The 22,228-nt window shown below is 41.3% G+C and carries 18 protein-coding genes and 1 other annotated feature; of the genes, 3 read left to right on the plus strand and 15 right to left on the minus strand.

Features of this window, described 5'->3' with window-relative positions; all coding sequences use genetic code 11:
• Positions 1 to 11 precede the first annotated feature (11 nt).
• The 11 genes from pilO to AFK25_RS11020 form a co-directional block, all read right to left on the minus strand.
• Positions 12 to 638 (minus strand): type 4a pilus biogenesis protein PilO, encoded by a 627-nt coding sequence (pilO, locus tag AFK25_RS10970; RefSeq protein WP_035065532.1) that lies wholly within the window; start codon positions 636 to 638, stop codon positions 12 to 14.
• On the minus strand, positions 635 to 1,216 hold the full coding sequence (locus AFK25_RS10975; RefSeq protein ID WP_035065529.1) for a PilN domain-containing protein: 582 nt from the start codon (positions 1,214 to 1,216) through the stop codon (positions 635 to 637). The genes pilO and AFK25_RS10975 overlap by 4 nt, the downstream gene beginning before the upstream one ends.
• Positions 1,200 to 2,168, minus strand: a complete 969-nt coding sequence (pilM, locus tag AFK25_RS10980) for a type IV pilus biogenesis protein PilM (protein ID WP_035065526.1) — start codon at positions 2,166 to 2,168, stop codon at positions 1,200 to 1,202. The genes AFK25_RS10975 and pilM overlap by 17 nt, the downstream gene beginning before the upstream one ends.
• Positions 2,169 to 2,180: 12 nt before the next feature.
• Positions 2,181 to 2,930, minus strand: a complete 750-nt coding sequence (locus AFK25_RS10985) for a prepilin peptidase (RefSeq protein ID WP_035065523.1) — start codon at positions 2,928 to 2,930, stop codon at positions 2,181 to 2,183.
• A 56-nt stretch (positions 2,931 to 2,986) separates the two neighbouring features.
• Complete coding sequence (locus tag AFK25_RS10990; RefSeq protein WP_035065520.1) at positions 2,987 to 3,502, minus strand: prepilin-type N-terminal cleavage/methylation domain-containing protein; 516 nt, start codon at positions 3,500 to 3,502, stop codon at positions 2,987 to 2,989.
• 75 nt (positions 3,503 to 3,577) lie between these two features.
• Positions 3,578 to 4,789, minus strand: coding sequence for a type II secretion system F family protein (locus AFK25_RS10995; protein ID WP_035065517.1), 1,212 nt, complete (start codon positions 4,787 to 4,789; stop codon positions 3,578 to 3,580).
• Positions 4,790 to 4,794: 5 nt separating this feature from the next.
• Entirely contained in the window at positions 4,795 to 5,829 is a 1,035-nt protein-coding gene (locus tag AFK25_RS11000) for a type IV pilus twitching motility protein PilT (protein WP_035065514.1), read from the minus strand.
• A gap of 10 nt (positions 5,830 to 5,839) precedes the next feature.
• A complete protein-coding gene (locus AFK25_RS11005) occupies positions 5,840 to 7,501 on the minus strand; it encodes a GspE/PulE family protein (RefSeq protein WP_035065511.1) in 1,662 nt (553 codons plus the stop codon).
• Positions 7,498 to 8,739 carry a VanW family protein gene (locus AFK25_RS11010; protein WP_035065508.1) on the minus strand — a complete coding sequence of 414 codons (1,242 nt, stop codon included), beginning with the start codon at positions 8,737 to 8,739 and terminating at the stop codon, positions 7,498 to 7,500. Before AFK25_RS11010 ends, AFK25_RS11005 begins: the two co-directional genes overlap by 4 nt.
• A 13-nt stretch (positions 8,740 to 8,752) precedes the next feature.
• Positions 8,753 to 9,499, minus strand: a complete 747-nt coding sequence (locus AFK25_RS11015; protein WP_035065505.1) for a PRC-barrel domain-containing protein — start codon at positions 9,497 to 9,499, stop codon at positions 8,753 to 8,755.
• On the minus strand, positions 9,496 to 10,692 hold the full coding sequence (locus AFK25_RS11020; RefSeq protein WP_035065502.1) for a hypothetical protein: 1,197 nt from the start codon (positions 10,690 to 10,692) through the stop codon (positions 9,496 to 9,498). The genes AFK25_RS11015 and AFK25_RS11020 overlap by 4 nt, the downstream gene beginning before the upstream one ends.
• A gap of 87 nt (positions 10,693 to 10,779) precedes the next feature.
• Between AFK25_RS11020 and AFK25_RS11025 the strand changes: the two genes are divergently transcribed.
• The 3 genes from AFK25_RS11025 to AFK25_RS11035 are packed head-to-tail and all read left to right on the plus strand — an operon-like array spanning position 10,780 to position 13,573.
• The gene (locus tag AFK25_RS11025; protein WP_035065500.1) at positions 10,780 to 11,370 is read left to right on the plus strand and encodes a type IV pilus modification PilV family protein; all 591 of its coding nucleotides are present in this window, start codon (positions 10,780 to 10,782) and stop codon (positions 11,368 to 11,370) included.
• Positions 11,354 to 11,923: a PulJ/GspJ family protein gene (locus AFK25_RS11030; RefSeq protein WP_035065497.1), complete on the plus strand. Its 570-nt coding sequence runs from the start codon at positions 11,354 to 11,356 to the stop codon at positions 11,921 to 11,923. Before AFK25_RS11025 ends, AFK25_RS11030 begins: the two co-directional genes overlap by 17 nt.
• 12 nt (positions 11,924 to 11,935) lie before the next feature.
• Positions 11,936 to 13,573 carry a hypothetical protein gene (locus tag AFK25_RS11035; protein ID WP_035065493.1) on the plus strand — a complete coding sequence of 546 codons (1,638 nt, stop codon included), beginning with the start codon at positions 11,936 to 11,938 and terminating at the stop codon, positions 13,571 to 13,573.
• Positions 13,574 to 13,582: 9 nt separating this feature from the next.
• Here AFK25_RS11035 and AFK25_RS11040 read toward each other — a convergent pair whose 3' ends face one another.
• From AFK25_RS11040 to AFK25_RS11055, 4 genes are all read right to left on the minus strand, one after another.
• On the minus strand, positions 13,583 to 14,431 hold the full coding sequence (locus AFK25_RS11040; RefSeq protein ID WP_035065490.1) for an ankyrin repeat domain-containing protein: 849 nt from the start codon (positions 14,429 to 14,431) through the stop codon (positions 13,583 to 13,585).
• An 18-nt stretch (positions 14,432 to 14,449) separates the two neighbouring features.
• Positions 14,450 to 17,863: an Ig-like domain-containing protein gene (locus AFK25_RS11045; protein WP_035065487.1), complete on the minus strand. Its 3,414-nt coding sequence runs from the start codon at positions 17,861 to 17,863 to the stop codon at positions 14,450 to 14,452.
• Positions 17,864 to 17,922: 59 nt separating this feature from the next.
• Positions 17,923 to 19,227, minus strand: a complete 1,305-nt coding sequence (locus AFK25_RS11050; protein ID WP_035065485.1) for a bifunctional folylpolyglutamate synthase/dihydrofolate synthase — start codon at positions 19,225 to 19,227, stop codon at positions 17,923 to 17,925.
• A 62-nt stretch (positions 19,228 to 19,289) separates the two neighbouring features.
• Entirely contained in the window at positions 19,290 to 21,914 is a 2,625-nt protein-coding gene (locus tag AFK25_RS11055) for a valine--tRNA ligase (protein WP_035065482.1), read from the minus strand.
• A gap of 41 nt (positions 21,915 to 21,955) precedes the next feature.
• Positions 21,956 to 22,178, minus strand: a binding site (T-box leader).
• Positions 22,179 to 22,228: the final 50 nt, after the last annotated feature.

Below are 22,228 nucleotides of genomic sequence, written 5' to 3' on the forward strand. Positions count from 1 at the left end.
GACCGACTCCTTTATTGCTCCGTTAGTGAAGGAAACGGATTGCGCTTTTCGCTCGGTTGCGGTAAATCAAGCGGTGGCAATTGCTCAATCCATTGGCGCAACTCTGGCGCATAAAACGTTGAAACAGTAAGGGAATAAGACAGCTCCGGTACTTCATCCATCACTGTCGTCCATTCTTCATATCCTGTAAACGATAGCGAATCGACTGACACGATGCGCTTCGATCGCTCCAACACATCAATAAATTGTTCGAGCGCAAAATAGGAAGGAGAGCGAACAGATATATTGACCGTTAATTTTTGAATCGGAGTAGGAGGCCCTTCAACGTTTTCTCCTTCTTGAAAGGTGAGCGACAATACTTCACTATTTGATACGACTTCTGCTTTTTCAATATCTAATAAAAACTGCTCGACAAACGGTTGAACAGGGACGCGTTTTTGCAACTCGATTAAACTGATACGCAAATCGTCTGACGGTTGTTTGCTTTGTAACGTTTGCAGCAACTTTTTTTCCATCTGTAATTCTGTTTTCAATTGCTCTCTTCGTTCATCAAGCGGTTTGTACACACATATATATAGCGCAAATGATAGTAGCGTAAGCAACAAGAGGGAAATCATCACGATAAGTCCTTTTCTCATTTTCCCCCTCCTTGTTGCTGTTTTTTCCATTCCTCCATATTTAGCTGAATAGAAAATTGTCCGATATACCGCGGCATGATTCCTTCTTCTTCCGCCTTTCCTTCTGATGCAGTTAAACTCGTCAGTTTCACGTCAGCGATAAACGATGCGTCTTTTAATGATTGTAAATATGCGGCACTTTCACGCGTTGTATCAAATTGAGCGGTCAGTTGAATGGCGCCATCTCGCGCATACGAAATGTTCATTAAAAACCCTCGCTCTGGCAATCGTTCAATCAATTCATGTAAAAGCGCAACCGTATGAATCGGATATTGCTCCGCCCACTGAATCGCTTCTTGTAACTGGACTCCGACAGATGTGTTCGCAGCTGTTTTTTGTTTTTCTTCTTCTGCTATTCGTAACGCTTTCGTTTGATCAAGCTCCGTTTTTAATTGGGCGATTTGTTGTTCCATGCGTTGTACGACGAAATAAAACGTCGTCGCACCAACGATGAATAAAACAGCGGCCACAATGGATAAAAGCGGGATGAGACGGGATTTTCGTTCACGTTTCGGCAATAAGTTAATTTCGACTAGCATGTGCACTACCCTCTTTTAGTCCGAGTCCAATTGGTAAATAATAAGCTGGGTCGACCGAAAGTGGCAACGTCAACGTTTCGACCGCGATATCCAGACGCTCTTGTAACAAGTTAGCAAACGTATTGATTAGCGGGTGGTCCCCAGTAATGACGATGCGGGTAATTTGCGCCTTGCCTTGTTGTAATGAAAAACGGTAAAAGCTCATGACGCGCTCAAGCTCTTTATATAAGTCTTCAAGCTGTCGCTCTGGTTCACCTTCTTTTAACCACGTCCATCCTTCATTCGTTTTTTCCCAATACGTCCATTGAGCATCAAACGCTAACTGGCGCGTGAATATTGGACGATGTTGATAAAATACGCTGACGTTCAACGACGATAAATCAAATTGAACGAATAAAAAGTGATCAACATCGTTCGCTAAATGAAATGTGTAAAATAAGCGATATAAGCTAAGCGGAGAAATATCTGCCACGATCGGTTTTAATTTCACTTCCTCAAACAATTGCGCATATTGCATCACGTTCGCTTCCGGTGCGGCAAACAATAAAATGTGAAACGCCTCTTTCGTTTTTTCAAGCAAAGCATAGTCAAATACCGCATCTTCAAACGGAAGCAGAATAGTTGAACCAATTTCCATAAATAAATAACTACGTACATCTTCTACATCGATTTCTTTCGGTAACGGAACTTTACGAATAACGATGAGTGGATCCGGAACGAGAAAGCGAATGCGGCGATGTTTCATCTTCCACATATCGACACATTGCTCCATAATATGAGCGAACTGTTCTTCATCGACAATTTTCCCGTCTCGCACAATTCCTTCTGGAAGCGGCCATTCCTCGCACGTATGCAAAACGAGCGGTTGCTGTTGTTTTAATTCGACATAGCGAATGACGTGATCTTTTATAACAATGTTGCCCACTTTATGTTTCAACGAAAAAAGCCGCATAGTTCGTTCTCCTTACATCATAACCTTTACGTACGCATCGATGATCGTATCTCCGAAAAAATAAGCGATTAACGTCCCAACGACGATCGCTGGTCCGAACGGCATCGGTTCGCCTCGTTTCACACGGCCAATTGCCATACCAATCAGTCCGAATATTGTCCCGACGAGCGTCGATAAAAAGAAAGCTAGAACGGTAAGCTTTGCACCAAGCGCTAAACCGATTAACGAAAATAGTTTAATATCTCCACCACCCATGCCACCTTTACTCACAAGCGCTATCACAAACAATATCATAAATCCAACAACACTACCGAGTAAACTATCCCACCAAGGAGTAAGCTGAGCAACCCATAAACGTTCAACAAGAAGAAGTGGAGTAAAAAATAATAAAACACGGTTTGGGATAATCATATAATGCACATCAGACACAAAAATAATAACGAATAAAGAAATGAGCGTCCAACTAACGGCTACTTCCGCTGACCAACCGACAAAAAGCGGGGCGAGCGTAAACAATATAGCCGTGGACAACTCAATCAACGGATAAACAAAGGAAATGCGCGCCGAACACGCGCGACATTTCCCTTTTTGCAACACATACGAAATAACCGGAATTAACTCTAACGCCGTCAACGTCCGCTTACAATGCGGACAATGCGAACGCGGCGCAACAATCGACTCCCCTTTCGGTACCCTTAACCCAACAACATTATAAAAAGAGCCGAGAAAAAGACCGAGGAGGAAAGAAATAGAAAGCAACATATACGATCACTCTTATTTACACGTTTAGTTTTCCAAAAAATTTTATATTTATTTTTTTACTCAATCTCGTTTACCGCATCACGTTTTAAATCTTTTTCTTCTACAGCAACCCCATCTTCTCCAAAAACACCACGTGAGTTATTAATCAACTTTACAAAATATATTAATTTTGTGTCTGTATTTTTTATAAGCACATATGAATACGCTTCTTTTGGATCGCCTTCGGATGTAAGTGGTTTGTTGTCGTAACCAGATGGTGCCTTCTTATATGACGTAGTATTCCCATCCGGATCTTTTACGGTTTCTAGATACCCTTTGCTTTCTAAATAAGCAAGAGGAAGAACTGTATATTTTTCATTAGCCGGAATCAAATCTTTATCCGCCGTCACAGCAATTTTTGCTGCGTTAATCATTTGTTGTGCGTTTGCTACATGAGCGTCTTTTTTCGAGTTGTCGATTAATCCCCCAATACTAGGAATCGCAATGGCAGCAATGATCCCTAAAATAACGATGACTGCTAACAACTCAATTAACGTTAAACCTTTTTCGTTACGAATGAATCGTTTTAACATAATTCCTCTCCTTTGCAATTTTTTTCTTTCTTTCATCATTTTACACGATGACAACCTAGTTGAAAAGTACTAGTTTTATTGTTGAATATGATTAAATATATCAAACATCGGTACTAAAATGGATGTGACGATCGTCCCGACGACGCTTGCAAGCAATACGATCATGAGCGGCTCAATTAACGATTTTAAACGATCCGTCGCTGCTTCGACTTCCGCTTCGTAAAAATCAGCAACTTTTGCAAGCATCGCATCTAGTGAGCCGGTTTGTTCTCCGATCGCAATCATTTGTGTGACAAGTGGCGGAAATGCCCAATGTCGCTTCATCGGCTCTGTTAATGATTCTCCGCGTTCAAGCGCATCACGCGATGTGCGAATGACGCGGGCAACGACTTCGTTTTCAACGACCGTTTCTACGATGGCAAGCGCTTGTAAAATAGGGACAGCGCTTGAAAAAAGAGAACTTAATGTGCGCGTCATACGCGCTAGCACCGCTTTTTGCATCATCCCACCAAAAATCGGCATGCGAAGCATGAAAACGTCTAAATAATATTTCGTTACTTTTTGTTTCCTTAACATGATTAATAAAATATATAGAGCGATGAACAACAAAATAACGCCCCACCAATACGTTTGCATCACTTCGCTTGCACGTAAAACAAACTTCGTAATGGTTGGCAATTCTGCGCCAAAATCAGCAAACATCGAAACGAATGTCGGAACGACGCTCACGAGCAAAAAGATGACAACGACGACAGCAATCATTCCAACAACGATCGGATATGCAAGAGCGGAAACAATTTTTTGCCTTGTGCGATGTACTTTTTCAAAATGATCGGCAAGCCTTTCGAGCGTTTCGTCAATGCTTCCGCTCGCTTCCCCCGCACGAATCATATTGACGACGAGCGAAGGAAAAATGTTCGGATGATCTGTCATCGCCGTAGACAACGGTTTGCCGCTTCTCAACTGCTCCTCAACGTGCACGAGCGCTTTTTTTAACGCTTTACTTTCCGTTTGTTCCGCTAAAATGCGAGTGGCATCAACGATCGTTACCCCTGCTTTTAAAAGCGTAGCAAATTGGCGTAAATAAATGACGAAATGCTGCAGTTTTACAGGATTTCCGAACGTAATTTCTTTTGTTAATAACGTCTGTGGTACTTCGCGTACGTCAATGACTTTTAATCGTTGTTCTCGCAGTTTCATGATGACATCTCGACGCGACGAAGCAACGATCGTACCTTTTTTCACTCGCCCGCGCACATCGCGCGCTTCATAGCGAAATTGCGCCATCTATTTCACCCTTCCTGCAAATACGGCTCAACCGATTCTTTTGCAATGAATCCTTGTTGGACGAGTTCTTTAATGTTCGCTTCAAGCGTATGCATACCGAGCGCGCGGTTCGTTTGCATAATGCTCGGAATTTGATGTATTTTTCCGTTGCGAATTAAATTTGCAATGGCCGCATTGTTAATTAATATTTCTGTCGCTGCAATGCGTCCGTTTTGTTGAGCGCGTGGAAATAATCGTTGCGAAATAATCGCAACTAACACAGTTGCCAATTGAATGCGAATTTGTGTTTGTTGCTCAGGTTGAAATACATCAATGATACGATCAATTGTCGCCGGTGCGCTGGACGTATGAAGCGTCCCGAATACAAGATGCCCTGTTTCCGCGGCGGTAATGGCTGTTTGAATCGTTTCTAGATCGCGCATCTCTCCAACTAAAATGACGTCTGGATCTTGCCGAAGCGCCGCTCGAAGTCCATTTGCGAAGTTGTTTGTATCCGTCCCGATCTCGCGCTGGTCAATAATACACCCTCCATGCTTATGCACGTATTCAATTGGATCTTCAAGCGTAATAATATGTTTGCGCATCGTTTTATTCATATAATCGATCATCGCAGCTAACGTCGTCGATTTTCCGCTTCCTGTCGGTCCGGTAACAAGAATAAGCCCTTGTGGTTTTGTTACCATTTTTTTTAATACATCTGGCAATTGCAATTCTTCAAGCGTCGGAATTTTTGTCGGTACGATACGAATGGCAAGCGATATGCATCCACGTTGTTTAAACACATTCACACGGAAGCGTGAAACACCGGAAAGGCTATACGACAAATCTAACTCGCCATCTGTTTCAAAGCGCGTCCACATATGCTCTGGAACGATCGCTCTTGCCATTTGTTCTGTATCGGTTGGCGATAACACATCTTGACCGTATCGTTTTAAATCTCCGTTCACGCGAAAAATCGGGGGAACGCCGACCGTTAAATGAATATCAGATGCTTTTAACTCAAATGCAGCTCGCAACATCGCATCTACTTTTTGTCTCATCTTCATCACCTTACCCAATGCTTACACGCAACACTTCTTCTGTTGTCGTAAGCCCTTGCTTCACTTTTAATAAGCCGTCATCAATTAAAAAAATCATTTTATTTTTTATCGCAATTTCGCGCAGTTTCGAAAGCGGCTCGCCATTTAAAATGACTTTTCTCATTTCATCAGACATCACCATTAATTCATGTAGCGCAATACGCCCTTTATATCCTGTCATATTGCATGTCGGGCAACCACGACCGCGCATCACTTTTTCAATTTTCAAGCCACGACGAGCGAAAATGTCAATTTCCCGCTTCGTCGGCTCTTGTTCTTCTTGACAATCGCGACAAACGCGTCGCACGAGACGCTGCGAAACGACTCCTGAAAGCGATGTGGCAACTAAAAACGGCTCGACTCCCATATCAATTAAACGAGCAACAGTGCTTAATGCATCATTCGTATGCAACGTACTTAACACAAGATGCCCTGTTAAAGAGGCGCGAATCGCTACTTCCGCTGTTTCACGATCACGAATTTCTCCAACCATAATAATGTTTGGATCTTGGCGCAAAATCGAACGCAACCCTTCAGCAAATGTCATCCCAACATTCGGATTTACTTGAATTTGGTTTACTCCTTCAAGCTGATATTCGACCGGATCTTCAATTGTAATAATATTCACATGTTCCCCATTTAATCGGTTTAATGCCGCATAAAGCGTCGACGATTTTCCTGAACCCGTCGGTCCTGTAATTAACACGATGCCCGTTGGTTGTTCGATCAGTTGAATAAACCGCTGTAAATTCAATTTATTAAATCCGAGTTTGTTTAAATCGTTTAATGCTGCTCCTAAATCAAGCACGCGCATAACGATTTTTTCACCGTAAATGGTCGGCAACGTCGATACGCGCAAATCGACAGGATGAAAATCGATGTTCATTTTAATCCGCCCATCTTGCGGAACGCGATGTTCTGTAATATCCATATTCGCTAAAATTTTTATGCGCGCCGTTAACATTCCTTGCATATGTTTCGGCAACGCCCGCTCTGTGCGCAAAATGCCGTCGATGCGATAACGAATGACGACTTTCGTTTCATGTGGATCAATGTGAATATCGCTCGCTCGTTGTTCTACTGCCATTTGTAAAATTTGATTGACGAGTCGAACAATCGGCGAGTCATCTTCCACAAGCTTTTCTTGTTCACGCACTTCTTGCGGAGGAGCGATGTTTAAAAATTCTTCCACTGAATCATCAATATCGTAATATTTATTAATTGCCCGTAAAATATCGTCTTTTGATGCAATGGCCACTTCAATGTGAAAACCTGTCGATAGACGCAAATCATCAATCGCAAAAAAATCCATCGGATCTGCCATGGCGACAAACAGCCGATCCCCTTCTTGTTTTAAAGGAATGAGCATATTTCGTTTCGCAAATTCTTTCGGTACGAGATTCATTAATTTCGGATCAATTGGATAACGATATAAGCTGACGTGCGGGATACCAAGTTGAAACTCTAACACTTCGATTAATTGTTGCTCCGTAATATATCCTCGTTGCAACAACGCATCTCCTAATTTTTGACCAGGTGCTTTTTCTTTTAACGTTTCTTCGAGTTGTTCTTTCGTAATTAATCCCGCTTCAACAAGCAAATCTCCTAGTCGTTTTCGCTCTTGCTTTTTCATGAGGTCTCATCCTCATTTCCTTTTATTTGCTCGTTTTCATTTCCCCATATGTCTTCTTGTTGTGGTAACTGTGTTGAAGGTGATTCATTTGGAGTTGGTGTCTCCGTTCCGTTACTTACTCCTGCTTGCAATCCACGCAATTCAACGCGATGAACAGGCGGATAAAAATCTTCCGAAACGGGTACCGTTTCAATCATTGTTCGATTTCGATCGTACACTTCTTTGTACAAGCGAATGAGCATTCCTTTTTTTCCTTCTTCCTTTATTCGCTTTTCGTTTGGCTTCAGCAATGCGCTATATTGGACAATCGTTTTCGGATCGTAATACTCGATCGGATCCGTTTTTAATACGTATTGATAAATAAATGGCATGCCGATTAGCGCAACTTTCATTTGACCGCCTTCTGTTTCACATTCAACCGTATACGGCTGATCGTTTGGATTAAAAAATATAAAATCTTTTTTATTTCGTTCAACGGCCGCTTCAAATCCTGCCTTGATCCCATTTGGCAATACAGGGCTCGTATGCCGTTCAACAATTTCAAAATTTGTCGGTACAACGGCCTCATACAATGCTGATGCAAATAACGTCATCGCTTCTTTTGATAAATTTATTCCTTGCTGTTTGAAAAAGTCCGAAACAGAAAATACTTGTTTTGGCTCAATGACGATTGTTGTTGGCGTCATCGCACGAAGTTCTTCTGACGAAGGAACGATTGCTTGCGACAATATCGTCTCTTTTTGCACCTCTTCTCGAATATATTGGCTAAGAAACAGTTGAGCAGTTGTAAGCAAAGCTGCCGTTTGTTCTACTTGTGCTTTTACTTTTTCAACATCGATCCAATCACTTGATACGCCAAGCGAAGAAATCACATCTTGTAAAGCTTGTCCGTCAACGGAAACGAGGAGGGGGGTGCTCTTTCCACTCTCCGCTCGTTTTATGCTCTCTTCAATATGAAATGTAAACACATTTGTCGGTATAGTGGATTTCTTTTCCTCTATTTCGAGCGTAATTTGCGTTGTTTTTTTCCACTCATTTACTTTTTGATTGATTCGTTCATATGCTTCTTCGTATGAACGATTCGATATATCAACTGGCCCGATGCTCGTTCCTTTAGCAAATGTATCGCCACTAACGAACGACTCGTACGCCCATGTCGCCACTTTCGTACTTGCAAGTAAATATGAAACGGTAAGAAGCAACGTGAAAAACAACTTAAGCAAAGCGATTTGGCGCACGGCATACGCCTCCTTACTCGACATTCATCGACAATTCAATAACAACGTCTGGTCCTTCTTCTTGGGCACGAATAATATGTTCTTTCGTTAAAATTGTATCTTTCGCAATCAATGTTTGACCGTTTGCATCAACAATATCTTTTAACACCCGTTTTCCTGTTAACATATCAATTTGTTTTCGACGCAACTCATCGAGTTCCGTTTCAACTGTTTTTGGTGTCATTTGTTCAACAAGAGGCTCTACTTGTGTCCCTCTTAGTGACAACAACTCACTCACGTCCGAAGCCACCGTTTGTTGCGCGTCTTCGTGAACAATAAGTAGCTCTTTTCCGTACGTAATGACGTGATCAGCGCGAACGATGCGAGACTCATTTCCGATTTGCACTTCAATGCCGGTAATTTGTCCTGTTTCTTCGTCAATATAAAACTCCGTTGCTTCACCGAGCAATTGACCTTTTCTCGTCATTACTTTTGCTTGTTTAATCGCAATTTTTTTATTAACGAGCTCATTGGCGATCGGAATGACGTTTAAATCAAGTACAGCTCGTTCTTCTTCAACCGTTACGGCAAATTCACCAATTCCGATGACGTTGCGAAACGGAATCGCTTTCATGCTAATTTCCCAATTTTCTTGATCAACAATTAAAAAGTCAATTGTGCCTTTTTCTGGGTTCACGACAAGCGACTTCACTTGTCCAAGTTGAACTCCATTTTGGATGCTAATGACTGGAAGACCGATAACTTGTGTGCTACTTTTCATTTTTCCCACCTCATTTTTTGTTCAGCGTAATGTATCATATGTGCTAATTGTTGTTGAATGATTGGATAACACTCATATTGTGCATACAGTTGTGTTGCAAAGCGATATAGCTTTTCATATTGTTTTGAAGCTACATAATGTTCCATTAATACATTTGCAAATGTATAATAATCTTGTTCGTGTAAACGAGGATGTAAATGTTTATGAATAAGCTGCTCATATTCATGATCTGACAACTGTGAACGCATCGCATATAACGAAGCGAGTAAATTTTTCAGCAACGGCTTTGGAAGCATACGCAAAAGTTCCGTTGTTTTTTCTTCTGCTATTGTTTCCATCTCATTCGATGCACTTTGAAACGGTTGTTCATCATAAACAACTGCTTCTTCGATCATCGGAATGTTTGCCTCTTCTTCTTGCTGTTGCAAAGCATGATCGATAACCGGGATGATGTCCATTTCTTGCTCGCTCACTGTATGTACGACAACACTTTGTAACGTCGTTTCGCTTTCATGTCGTTCGTTAGCCATTTGTTCGATCGGTTGTTCTACGATAGCAAGCGTTTCTATATCAAGCTCTTCTTTTATTTCATTCTCAAATGATTCATCGCGTGACGTTTCATCACTTATATCGCTAAGCAAATCGTCCCACCGTTCTTGCATGATAAACGCTTCGTCTACATCTATGTCATCGTTGTGTAACGGCTCAATGACATCGTCCATATTCGCGATCGGTTCAATGACATCATCATATGCATCGGTTAACGGCTCGATCGAAACATGTTGCTCGACTTCTTGCCAGTCCCCCTCGCTCCATTCGACATCGATGTCATCGACTTGTTGCAGCTCATTTTCCGAATGTTCTTCTGTCACTTCTTTCATCACAAGCGGCTGTTCATCTCTTCGCTCATCTTCTCCGTCATCTTCGACAATGACATCATGCTCATAAATGCGTGCATAAAATAAATGGCCGAGCTTTTGTTCAAGTAAATATGTACTCGCGATCACTAAAAGAAAAAGAAATAATGCAGCTTGCCAAAGTGGAAATTGTTCGATCGCAATCATGCCGAAAGCACTTAATAAACAAGCGATCGTTAATAAAAGAGCAAGTCCTTTTTTTGTCCATCCAAAAGGTAATCGAATATAGATGGGGATTAATATGAGAAAAAAAATGAAAAAAAATAAATACGACAAATCGCTCCCCCCATTCAAAATGATGCAAACACTAACTCTAACATATTGTATAATAAAGTTATGTATTTTAAAAGAAGGGGAAGGAAAATGTGTCAAAAGAAAATAAATATTTTTTATAACAAACGTGGGTTTACGTTAATTGAAGTGCTCTTATCGATCGTCATTTTGTCGTTTGTTGTGAGCGGCATGTTTATGTTTTTCACAAATGCAATGACATATACAACGTATAACCAATCAAAAACGGTTGCTATAAATATCGCACGCGGTGTGATTCATTATATGGAACGACTTGATTTTCAAACCATATCCGAATATACAACCGATCATATCACACAACAAACACCTTTTATTCGTTTGGACGCTTCATCGTGTGCAAATTCGTCTTTATTCCCCGACGAACATGTATGTAAAGCTGTTTTTTCACCGACGGTTAACAATGTCACATACGATGAAGAAGACGTACAAGCTTGGCTCATTCCATACGATCAAACGATATGGTCGCAAATAAAAACAAACCCATCAACTGAATTTCCAGACCCTTTAACACAAGCCATTCAACAAGAAAAAGAGCCGGTTGAGGACGTAAGCAATTATTTACTTCGTTTATATGTGACTGTTCGCTCGAATAACGAAGTGATCGTATTAAAAGGAGTGATCGCCAATGAAAGTATTCGCTAACGAACGAGGATTAACGCTGATCGAACTGCTTGTTGGGCTAGCGATCACATCCGTCATTGCCGCTTCTGCATACGGCGTATTTACAGCAGGAACGAAAGCATATAAACGAATAGGCATTGAAAATCAACTACGGAGCGAAGCAGATGTAATCATGACAATGATTTTTAACGAATTATATGCATTTGCGCCAGACGGTTTAAAAGAGGACGAATCAAATAACTATACGCTAACGTTTGTCAATCAAGTAAAAAAAGAAATTGACACAAATACAGGGCTCGTGGAAGAAAAAGAAAAAGGAAATGAAACGCTAAAAATCATCATTGACACGTCTAACGAAACGTTACAAATAAATGAAAAAAAAATCACGACATCAAATTTACGCATTATTCCTGAACAATCTACATTCACCTATACGTGCATGCGAAAACAACAAAACGTATGTAAAAGCGGAATCATTTCGATTCGTTTATCTGTTCGAGATAACGACCACCGAAATCCAGACGACCCGTTATATATTGAACCGTTTACATTACAGTCAGAATTCGGATTTTAAGGGGGGATCGATGTGAATGAAAGAGGATATAGTCTTGTGCTTGTGATGTTAACGGTCACCGTCTTTTTTATCATCGGGCTTACGATTTTATCCGTTAGCATATATCAAGCAAAATTTACACAAGTGCGAGTCGAAGATGTCACATCGCTCCACGACGCGGTGAAAGCTGTAGAAGAAACAGTCGCTGAACTAAAAGTAAAAGTCGAACAGTTAACGTTATCAACTCCTGCGCAACTTGATGTTGACTTAGGAAATGCACAGGTAGGTTTTTTGAATGAGCTCATGAACCGCCATGGCGTCACGATCGAAGACATAACCGATGAAAAAGGAATTGTGCGCAATCACTTATTTACACGCGTCTTTCGTATATCTGCCCCATACGGAAACAAAGCAGTCACTCGCGAAGTGATTATCACGAATGCGCCAAGCTTTTTAAAATATGCCCTTGGCTCGCGTGAAAATGTCACATTAAATGGCGGAGCATATATTGATGGCAATATATATGCAGGGAAAGATATATACGTCACTAATGTTGCCAACTATATTTACAACTCAACGCTTTATTCTGTGCAAACATCATTTCCGACGACAAGCGAAAAAAGTATATTGTTCGTTGATGGCAATCGCTATGCATGCGATCACGAAAACGGAGCAAAAAGCTGTTACACGATATCAAACGAATTTACAAAAAACATGAACGATTTTTCATCTAGCTCCCTGTCGTTTCAATATCAAGGACCGAGCATTCAAAAAGAACAAGAGGAGTTTATTGACGTAAACTTCGATTTCACATTAAAAGATAAACTGCTCTCCGCAGCTGGCATTGATGCATTTGATCAAAGTAAACAAACGCAATATCAAAATCTCATTTCTTTACCATTGTCAGAGCTTGTAGAACAATTAAAACCATCGTTTGCATTTGTGACTGTGGATGATGCCACTAATTTACCAACTGCGTTAGACGTTGCGATTGCTAGCGGGAAATCCATTTTCCTTGATACAAGTACAGTTCCGTATTTCGATATTACTTCGTTCACTTTAAATGATGGACAATGGTTGATTGTAAATGGCGACTTGACGTTAGAAAATGCGGGAAGTTCTCCTTTACAAATTTCAGGAAACATCATTGTACTCGGTAACTTAACGATTACAGGGCAAGTGGCGTTCGATTCTACCATTTACGTCAACGGAAATACATCAATTTACAATACGACGATTAGTGGATTAAACGGGAAAGAAGTCGTATTATTAACAAAAGAGGAGCTCGAAATCGCTCGTGTCAATGAATTTACGAACAACTTTTCACTCACCACACCGAATTTAAAAGGATTTTTCTACACGGATAGCAATGCAGTCATTTATGCCGTCGGGTCATATATCAATATCGAAGGAGGGCTATTTGCGCGCGGCAATGGCTCAATTATTCCGTACACAGATGAAAACGGGTTAATTATTAATACGTATCGCGGTGAAACGAACGAGAGCGGAACGAACCTCTCGTTTCAAACTCCTATATCGTCAGAAGAAGATCAAAAACAATATGCTCGCTTTGTCGTTAAACATAATAAAGATGTATTTATTAACCGCGGTCTCGGCTTACCGCTTGTTAAACAGCTTGCTGTCATCGTTGACGAACTGCGAGTACAATAAGAAAAGGAGCTACCTCGCTCCTTTTTCTTTTAGCTGTTTGATTATATTTTCATGTTTCCAATATTGCGCAAGAGAAAGCGCCGTGTTACCCATCTGATCTTTTATGTGTACATCGGCCCCATAGCGAAGCAAAATGGTTACTAACTCATCATATCCGTATTCAGCCGCAACCATTAACGGTGTTTTTCCAATATTCGTTTTGGCGTTGACATTCGCCTTGTTTGCTAATAAATATTTTGCTACATCCATAAAATTTCGTTCAACAGCTTTATATAACGGCGTTTCACCAGATTTATTGGCAATTTCCACATTTGCCCCACGTTCATATAAAAAGCGGACAACATCCACATTCCCTGCCTGCACCGCAAGCAATAATGGCGTTTCCCCTTGTTTATTTTCCGCATTCATATCAACATCGTATTGGCAAACGAGTTGAACGAGGGAAAGATCTCCACTCCCTGCTGCGATATGCAATGGGGTATTGTTTTCCTTATCTTTTTCACGCACCGTCTGTTCGTTCACCATTTGTTTCACAATTTCAATATTTTCTTCATCTCCTTGAGCCAAAGAAGAAGCGAGCGCAAAATGGAGGGGAGGAAGTGGCATAACAGCCGACTTCCCTCCAGCTTTTAATAGTTGAACCGCAATTTCACGCTGACCGTTCCGCATGGCTACATCAAGCGGTGTTTCATTGTTCATTTTAAAGTTAATATTTTTTTCTTGTTTCATATAGTCGCGAACCGCTTCTGCATTTCCTTGTTCGATCGCTTTGATGAATTTTTTTTGTTTTTCTTCTTTCGACGGAAAACATCCGCTTAATAAGCTGATGATGACAAATAGCATCATCAATTTTTTCATACGTGTTCACATCCTTTGTTAGTACAGCCAACCGTTTTTATTTCCGCCTTTCGTTGGATCTGTCGCTTGTTCAACAATGCGAATAACTGTTGATGCCGTCCACGTTTTCCCTGTTTCATCAACGAGTTTCACCGTCAGTGGCGTTTCACCGAGACGTTTCGCAGTGACTTCTCCATTTTGATCGACAACAGCATAGTAACTATTTCCAACAGCAAATGAACGGCTTACAATTTTTGTCGTCGCATTTGCTGGGATTGGTGCAATGTATGGCAATACATTGATCGTTTTCCCTTTTTGAACAAGCAATGTAGATGGAAGTGAAATACCTGTCAACGGCGAACCAACATGAACGATTGCTGTTCCGATCACACCGTTGTGTGCTTGCGCTGTTATTGTCACTTGCCCTGTGCTTAGCCCTGTGACACGTCCATTTTCATCGACAGAAGCGATATTCGGATTGGACGATCTCCATTCAATCGTTTTGTACGTCGCGTTATTTGGTGCAACGGTTGCGGCAAGCGTAGCCGTTTCTCCAATGTTCATATTTACAACCGTTGGAGATACGACAACAGCAGTGACTGGAATCGCTTCAATAGTGACGGTCACTGTTTTTTCAATGAGTTCATCATTTCTATTGAACGCTTGAACAGTTAACGTCGTTACTCCTTCTTTTAATCCTGTAATCGTTCCGGTTGCACCATTCACTTCAGCATACAAGCTATTTCCTAGCGAATAAGATACGGCTTTTTTCGCATCTGCAGGTGATACGTTTATTGGAATTGGAATCGTTTCACCGACATAAACAGTAAAGTTTTGAATCGTTATCGAATCGACTGGAATGCGTACAATGACCGTCATTGTTGTTGTTTTGACGTTACCGAACATATCTTTTACTTTTGCTGTCACTTGTGCTGTTCCTTCTTGTATTGCGGTAATGACGCCGTTTTGGTCAATCGAAATAACTTGCCCATGACTATTTTCGCTCCATTCTACTGATGCGATCGTCGCTTCTTGCGGCAAGACGTTTAACAATAACCGCGCATTTTTCGGCACGCCACGGTTCACAAAAATTGTGCTTGGTAGCGTGGCATCTGTTATTTTGTAATCTGAAACGAAAGATACGACGTTAAACGATACATTGACGACTTGCGTATTTATATCTTTGTACGTCAGTTTAGCTTGTGAGAGCGAAAACGTTCCTTTCGCCGTCGGTTTCACTTGAATCGTAAACGTTTGCGGTTCAGCGATATATGTTGTTCCCGACTTAACAAATGAAATATCTGGCAACGTTCCTTTAATTGTATAGCCTTCTGTCACCGTTCCTTGTTTTGTAAATCCATTTGGCAATGAAACCACTTCGATCCCTGCTGGCAATTTTTCTTCAAACGCGATGTTCGTTACTTTTAACAACGTATTCGTTAATAAAGACAACGGTTTTGGCGTTACCGTATATTGCATCGCGATCGGTTCGTTAACCGGTGTAAGCGTTGTTGAAATCGCCCGATTGACTTCGATATTTGCCGATACTTTTTCAATCACCACTTGAAATTCTTTTGTTACTTTTGCTCCGCGCGCATCTGTTGCTTCAATTTTAATCGTTGCTGTCCCGCCATCTGGCATATTGTGCGGAATGGATTGAATGATCATCTTGCCGTTTGGCACATTGTTTTCCGCATACACTTCTTGACCGTTTAACCATACTTTCGTGGAAAAAGTTCGGTCAACTAAATCTAAATCTTCTACTTTGTACGATAGCTCAATCGGCTGGTTGCTCGGAATTTTTTCGTTTTCTTGTGGTGTGACGACTGTCAACTGCGGTGCATGGTTCGAACCGAAAAACGCACGATACATCGTATTGACGAATAGTTTTTGTTCTTCTTCTGGAAAGGCTGATGTTGTTCCGACATGTCCGGTTCCAGAATATGTGACGTTTCCATTGGAATACGTATAGTAATGGTTCCAGCTATCATATACGTCACGTGAAGAGCCGACAATGTTATACCATGAAATAATGTTTTCATCTTCTAAGTTAAGTGTATAATATTGGTTATGTGTTAATGCAATCGAGATGTTTTCTCCTAACTGAAAAGGATAGTTTGTCATTAAACCGCTATTTACTTGTTTTGTACTTGTTGACGGATTTGGAGCCCCATTTCCTAAATCTGTCCATGGCTGAATTTGTCCAACGATTGAACCAAATTCATTGACCCATATGTTATTTTCTCCGAACATGACATCGTGTGTAAACATCACGCTTTGACCGGATTGGATAAAGTTTTTAACGGATTGGACTGCATTTGGATTTAGAGTAGTAGATCCACATCCGTTATAACAATCAGCAAATCCGAAAATAATCATATCATATTTTCCATTAATCACTTCATGGGAGTAATTCGGTTCGTACGTTTTGCTTTTTTGAAAGTCATCTAATGTTGTTACGTCAATATGAATGTTATATTCGTTCGTACGACTTAAAAAATTCGGATTCATATTTTTCGTATTCAATAATGAACTGGCATCGTTCCCTTTACGAATTTGTAACACTTTAATGTTTGCGACAACATCTTGAAACTTCACAAACCCTTTCACATAATCTTTTAATGCACTCGTTTCATCAACAATTTCTACTTTCCAATAGCGCGGACCTGAATAACCAGCTGGAAGCGTGTATGAAATCGTTCCTGTCGCTCCTTGCACTTGTTTGGATGCGACAATTTCTTCACTTGTATATTTGTCGTTAAAATCAGAGTCAATATATAAGTTTACAGTTAGCCATTTATTTTGAAATTGCGTATAATTCGTGATTTGATATACGAACGACAATGTGTCCCCTTTTTTATACGTTTTTGTAGGAGAGGGGGCATTTGTTAACACGAAATGAGGACGTTTCGTACCATTTGACGCAAAATAGTTTTTTATGTTCGTATTCGTTGTAAAGAAAATAACATTTTGCTTTGTCTTCCATGCGTTTGATTGAGAGTAACTATACAGTTTACTTGTTGGATATTTTTTTACACTACTATCATGAAGAAAAACAGGTAATCCTTTGTCAATATAAAATGTTTTTATTTGTCTTGCTTTTAAATCTGTAATATCATTCAAGACATTTGCCGTATTATGTGCTTGAGTATTTCCAGACATTTTCCCTAGCTTCGTCGGATTATAGTCTCCACTCGAAATAACGATCGCATCGTATTTCCCGTCTAATTCGTCCCGTAATGCAACAAAGCGCTTCATCGTCATTGTCGTCACATTTATATTCGATGTGCTTCCGAGTTCTTTTTTTAATGGTGACGAAGATAATTGATCAGCATGGCTAACAATTTCAAGTACATTGTATGTGATGTTGTCCGTCGCACGCACAGTCATAACAGGAGTAAACAACGGAACAAGCAAAAGAAGTGTTAAAAACACCGAAACAGCTCTTTTCACCTACCTCTCCCCCTTTCAAAAGTCCTATTTTTTTATCTATTATACCAGTACTCTTGCCATTATTTATATTTATTTTTTATAAAATTTCGTACGTTTGAGATGAAATAAAGCGAACCTGTAATTAAAATGATGTCGTCTTTTCCCACTTGTTTTCGCTTTTCTTTTAGCCATTGTTTCCAATCGTTCGTGCATTGAACGTTCGGATGTGTTGCTTGTTCGGCTAGTTGTTCGGCGGAAAGAGCACGTGGAAAATCAAATGTTGTAAACGTCATCGTTTGTGCAATCGTTTCTAGTTTTCGAATCATCGCTGTGACTGGTTTATCGCCTAACGCTGTAAAAAGGACATGCACGCGACGGTTCGGATAATGAGCGTTCATTGTCGCCATAAGGCTATCGATTCCTTCTTCGTTATGCGCTCCATCAATAATAATAAGCGGGCGATCGTTCATCTTCTCAAATCGTCCGAGCCACTCGGCTTTCCGAATGCCGTTATACATATGTTCTCGCTCAATTAAAAACGAATAATACGTGCGTAAATAATCAGCCGCCATTAGCGCAAGTGCTGCGTTTTTCACTTGATGCCCGCCAAACATCTCCGTCGTTACATCATGATATGTCGTAAACGGTGTTTGTAATGAAAACCGTTCCCCATTCGTCGTTGGTTCATGAGCAAAAACGGTAAAATCGCGACCGAGCGCATATACTTTCGAACGTACAGATGCTGCTTTTTCCTCTACAACCCGTACAGCTTCAGGCTGGTCGATGGCGGTAACGACCGGGATGCCCGCTTTTATAATTCCCGCTTTTTCAAACGCAATTTGTTCAAGTGTATTCCCTAATATATGTATATGATCGTAACCGACATTTGTAATCACTGATAAAAGCGGATAAATGACGTTCGTCGAATCTAAACGACCACCAAGTCCTACTTCAAAAATGACGACGTCTTGTACGTTCATTTTTCCAAAATAATAGAGCGCCATAGCCGTAATGACTTCAAATTCGGTCGGACCACCTAATTCCGTCTGTTCTAGCTCTTCTGCTAAAGGCTGAATCACTTGAACGAGTTTCATTAAATCAACGTCACGAATCGGTTGCCCATTGATGCTAATGCGTTCATTAAATTGTTCAACATAAGGCGATGTAAACGTTCCGACACGATACCCTGCTTCTTGTAATATATGACGTAAAAAACAAACGGTTGAACCTTTTCCATTCGTTCCACCAACATGTATTGCTTTTATGCGGCGTTGTGGATGACCGAGCTTTTCCATCATCCATTCCATTCGTTTCAACCCCGGCTTTACACCTAATGATAAACGATTATGAATCCAATCGACTGCCTCTTTATATGTACGAACCATGAAAAATCCCTCCTGTGCAAAATGAAAGACGAATCCAAAGTGGATTCGTCTTCATCATAAAACTATTGCTTTAATTGTGCAAGACGGGCGCGAACAGCTTCACGTTTTTCTATATAGTCGCGCTCTTTTTTCCGCTCCTCTTCGACAACGTGCGCTGGCGCTTTCGCTAAAAAGCCTTCATTGCTTAATTTCTTTTGCACACGCTCGACTTCTTGATCGAGTTTTTGTAACTCTTTTTCGAGGCGTTTCACTTCTTCTTCAATATTAATTAATCCTTCAAGCGGCAAACTGAGTTCCGCGCCTGTCACAACGGCCGTCATCGCTTTTTCAACAGTTGGAATCGCTGTGCCAATCACAAGTTCACTTGGATTGCAGAAACGTTCAATATATGAGCGATTTTTCTCAAGCGTTGCTGCAATTTGCTCATCTTTCGCTTTAATGTGCAACGTAATTGGCTTGCTTAACGGTGTGTTCACTTCAGCGCGAATGTTACGCACCGCGCGAATGATATCAACAAGCAAACGCATTTGCTCAGCTGCTTCATGATTGCTTAGTTCAGGACGAACTTGCGGCCACGAAGCAACTGTAATCGACTCTCCTTCATGCGGAAGTTGTTGCCAAATTTCTTCCGTCACAAACGGCATAAACGGATGAAGGAGGCGCATTGTTTGATCAAGCACATAAGCGAGCACTGAGCGCGTCGTCTTTTTCGCTTGTTCATCTTCACCGTATAACGGTAATTTCGCCATCTCAATATACCAATCGCATAAATCATCCCAAATAAAGTTATATAACACGCGGCCGACTTCGCCAAACTCGTATTTATCTGCAAGTTTTGTCACCGTCTCGATCGTTTCGTTTAAGCGCGTTAAAATCCAATGATCGGCAACCGTTTTTTCACCGTTTAAATCGATGTCATCATACGTGAATCCTTCCATGTTCATAAGCGCAAAACGAGACGCATTCCAAATTTTATTGACGAAGTTCCATGTCGCTTCGACTTTTTCTGTGCTAAAGCGCAAGTCTTGCCCCGGCGCGCTTCCTGTCGCTAAGAAATAGCGAAGCGAATCCGCACCGTACTGATCGATCACATCCATCGGATCGACGCCATTGCCAAGCGATTTACTCATTTTTCGTCCTTGCGCATCACGCACTAATCCGTGAATAAGTACATCTTTAAATGGACGTTTTCCAGTAAACTCTAACGCTTGGAAAATCATGCGCGATACCCAGAAGAAAATAATGTCATAGCCTGTCACGAGCACATCTGTTGGGTAATAGCGATGATAATCTGCTGATGTTTCATCTGGCCAACCCATCGTCGAAAACGGCCAAAGCGCAGAGCTGAACCACGTATCTAATACATCTGGATCTTGCTCCCAATTTTCGATATCTGCTGGTGGCTCGTGGTCTACATACACTTCGCCCGTTTCTTTATGGTACCATGCTGGAATGCGATGTCCCCACCAAAGCTGACGGGAAATGCACCAGTCACGAATATTTTCCATCCAATGTAAGTATGTTTTTTCGAATCGTTCCGGAACGAAATTTACTTTTCCTTCTGTTTTTTGTAGTTCGATGGCAGCTTCAGCGAGCGGCTTCATTTTCACAAACCATTGCGTCGATAAATACGGTTCGACGACTGCACCGCTACGCTCACTATGACCGACTGCATGCATATGTTCTTCAATTTTAAATAGCACGCCTTGTTCTTGTAAATCTTTCACAATTTGTTTACGGCATTCGAAACGATCAAGTCCTTTATATTGAAGGGCGTTGTCGTTCATTGTACCGTCTTCGTTCATCACAAGAATGCGCGGCAAGTTGTGACGGTTGCCGATTTCAAAGTCGTTTGGATCGTGTGCTGGCGTAATTTTGACCGCCCCTGAACCGAACGACATATCGACGTATTCATCGCCAACAATCGGAATTTCGCGACCAACGATCGGTAAAATGACTGTTTTTCCGATAAGGTGTTTGTAACGCTCATCTTCCGGATGAACTGCAACTGCTGTATCGCCAAGCATCGTTTCCGGACGCGTCGTTGCCACTTCAATATAGCCTGAACCGTCCGCAAGCGGATAACGCATATGGTATAGCGCACCTTGCACATCTTTGTATACTACTTCAATGTCCGATAGCGCTGTTTTCGTCACCGGATCCCAGTTAATAATATATTCGCCGCGGTAAATGAGCCCTTTTTTATATAACGAAACGAATACTTCCCGCACTGCTTTTGATAGCCCTTCATCAAGCGTGAAGCGCTCGCGCGTATAATCGAGCCCAAGACCGAGCTTCGCCCATTGCGAGCGAATATGTCCCGCATATTCTTCTTTCCACTTCCATGTTTCTTCTACAAATCGTTCACGCCCTAAATCGTAGCGTGTTTTTCCTTCGTGACGAAGCTTTTCTTCTACTTTCGCTTGCGTCGCAATTCCCGCATGGTCCATGCCCGGAAGCCATAAGACGTCGTACCCTTGCATGCGCTTCATGCGTGTAATAATGTCTTGCAACGTCGTATCCCATGCATGTCCTAAATGAAGTTTTCCTGTCACATTTGGCGGTGGAATGACGATCGTAAATGGCTTTTTCGTTTCATCGCTTGTTGCTTCAAAAAACTTCCCTTTTAACCACCATTCATAACGGTTTGCCTCGACAGCACGGTGGTCATATTTTGGCGGTAACATAAAAATCCCTCCTTCACTAAAATAAAAAACTCCCTTCATCCGAAAAGGACGAAAGGAGACTCTTTCGCGGTACCACCTTTTTTCTTAAGCAATGCTTAAGCACTCAAATCGATAACGGCGATGCACCGGCTTCTTCTACTGTCGTTCAAAGAAGCAGCTCTAGGGCGACCTTCCGACGACCACAAACCTAGGAAATCTCGCAGCTATTGATTCCCCTCTCTGCAAGGCGGGTTACGCCGTACTCTTCCCTATCTTCGCTTTTTTCTATTCATACATAATACTATATAAAAATCATACGAATCGTCAATAAGGTT

Source organism: Anoxybacillus gonensis (genome assembly GCF_001187595.1).
In the GTDB taxonomy this organism is placed as follows: Bacteria; Bacillota; Bacilli; order Bacillales; family Anoxybacillaceae; genus Anoxybacillus; species Anoxybacillus gonensis.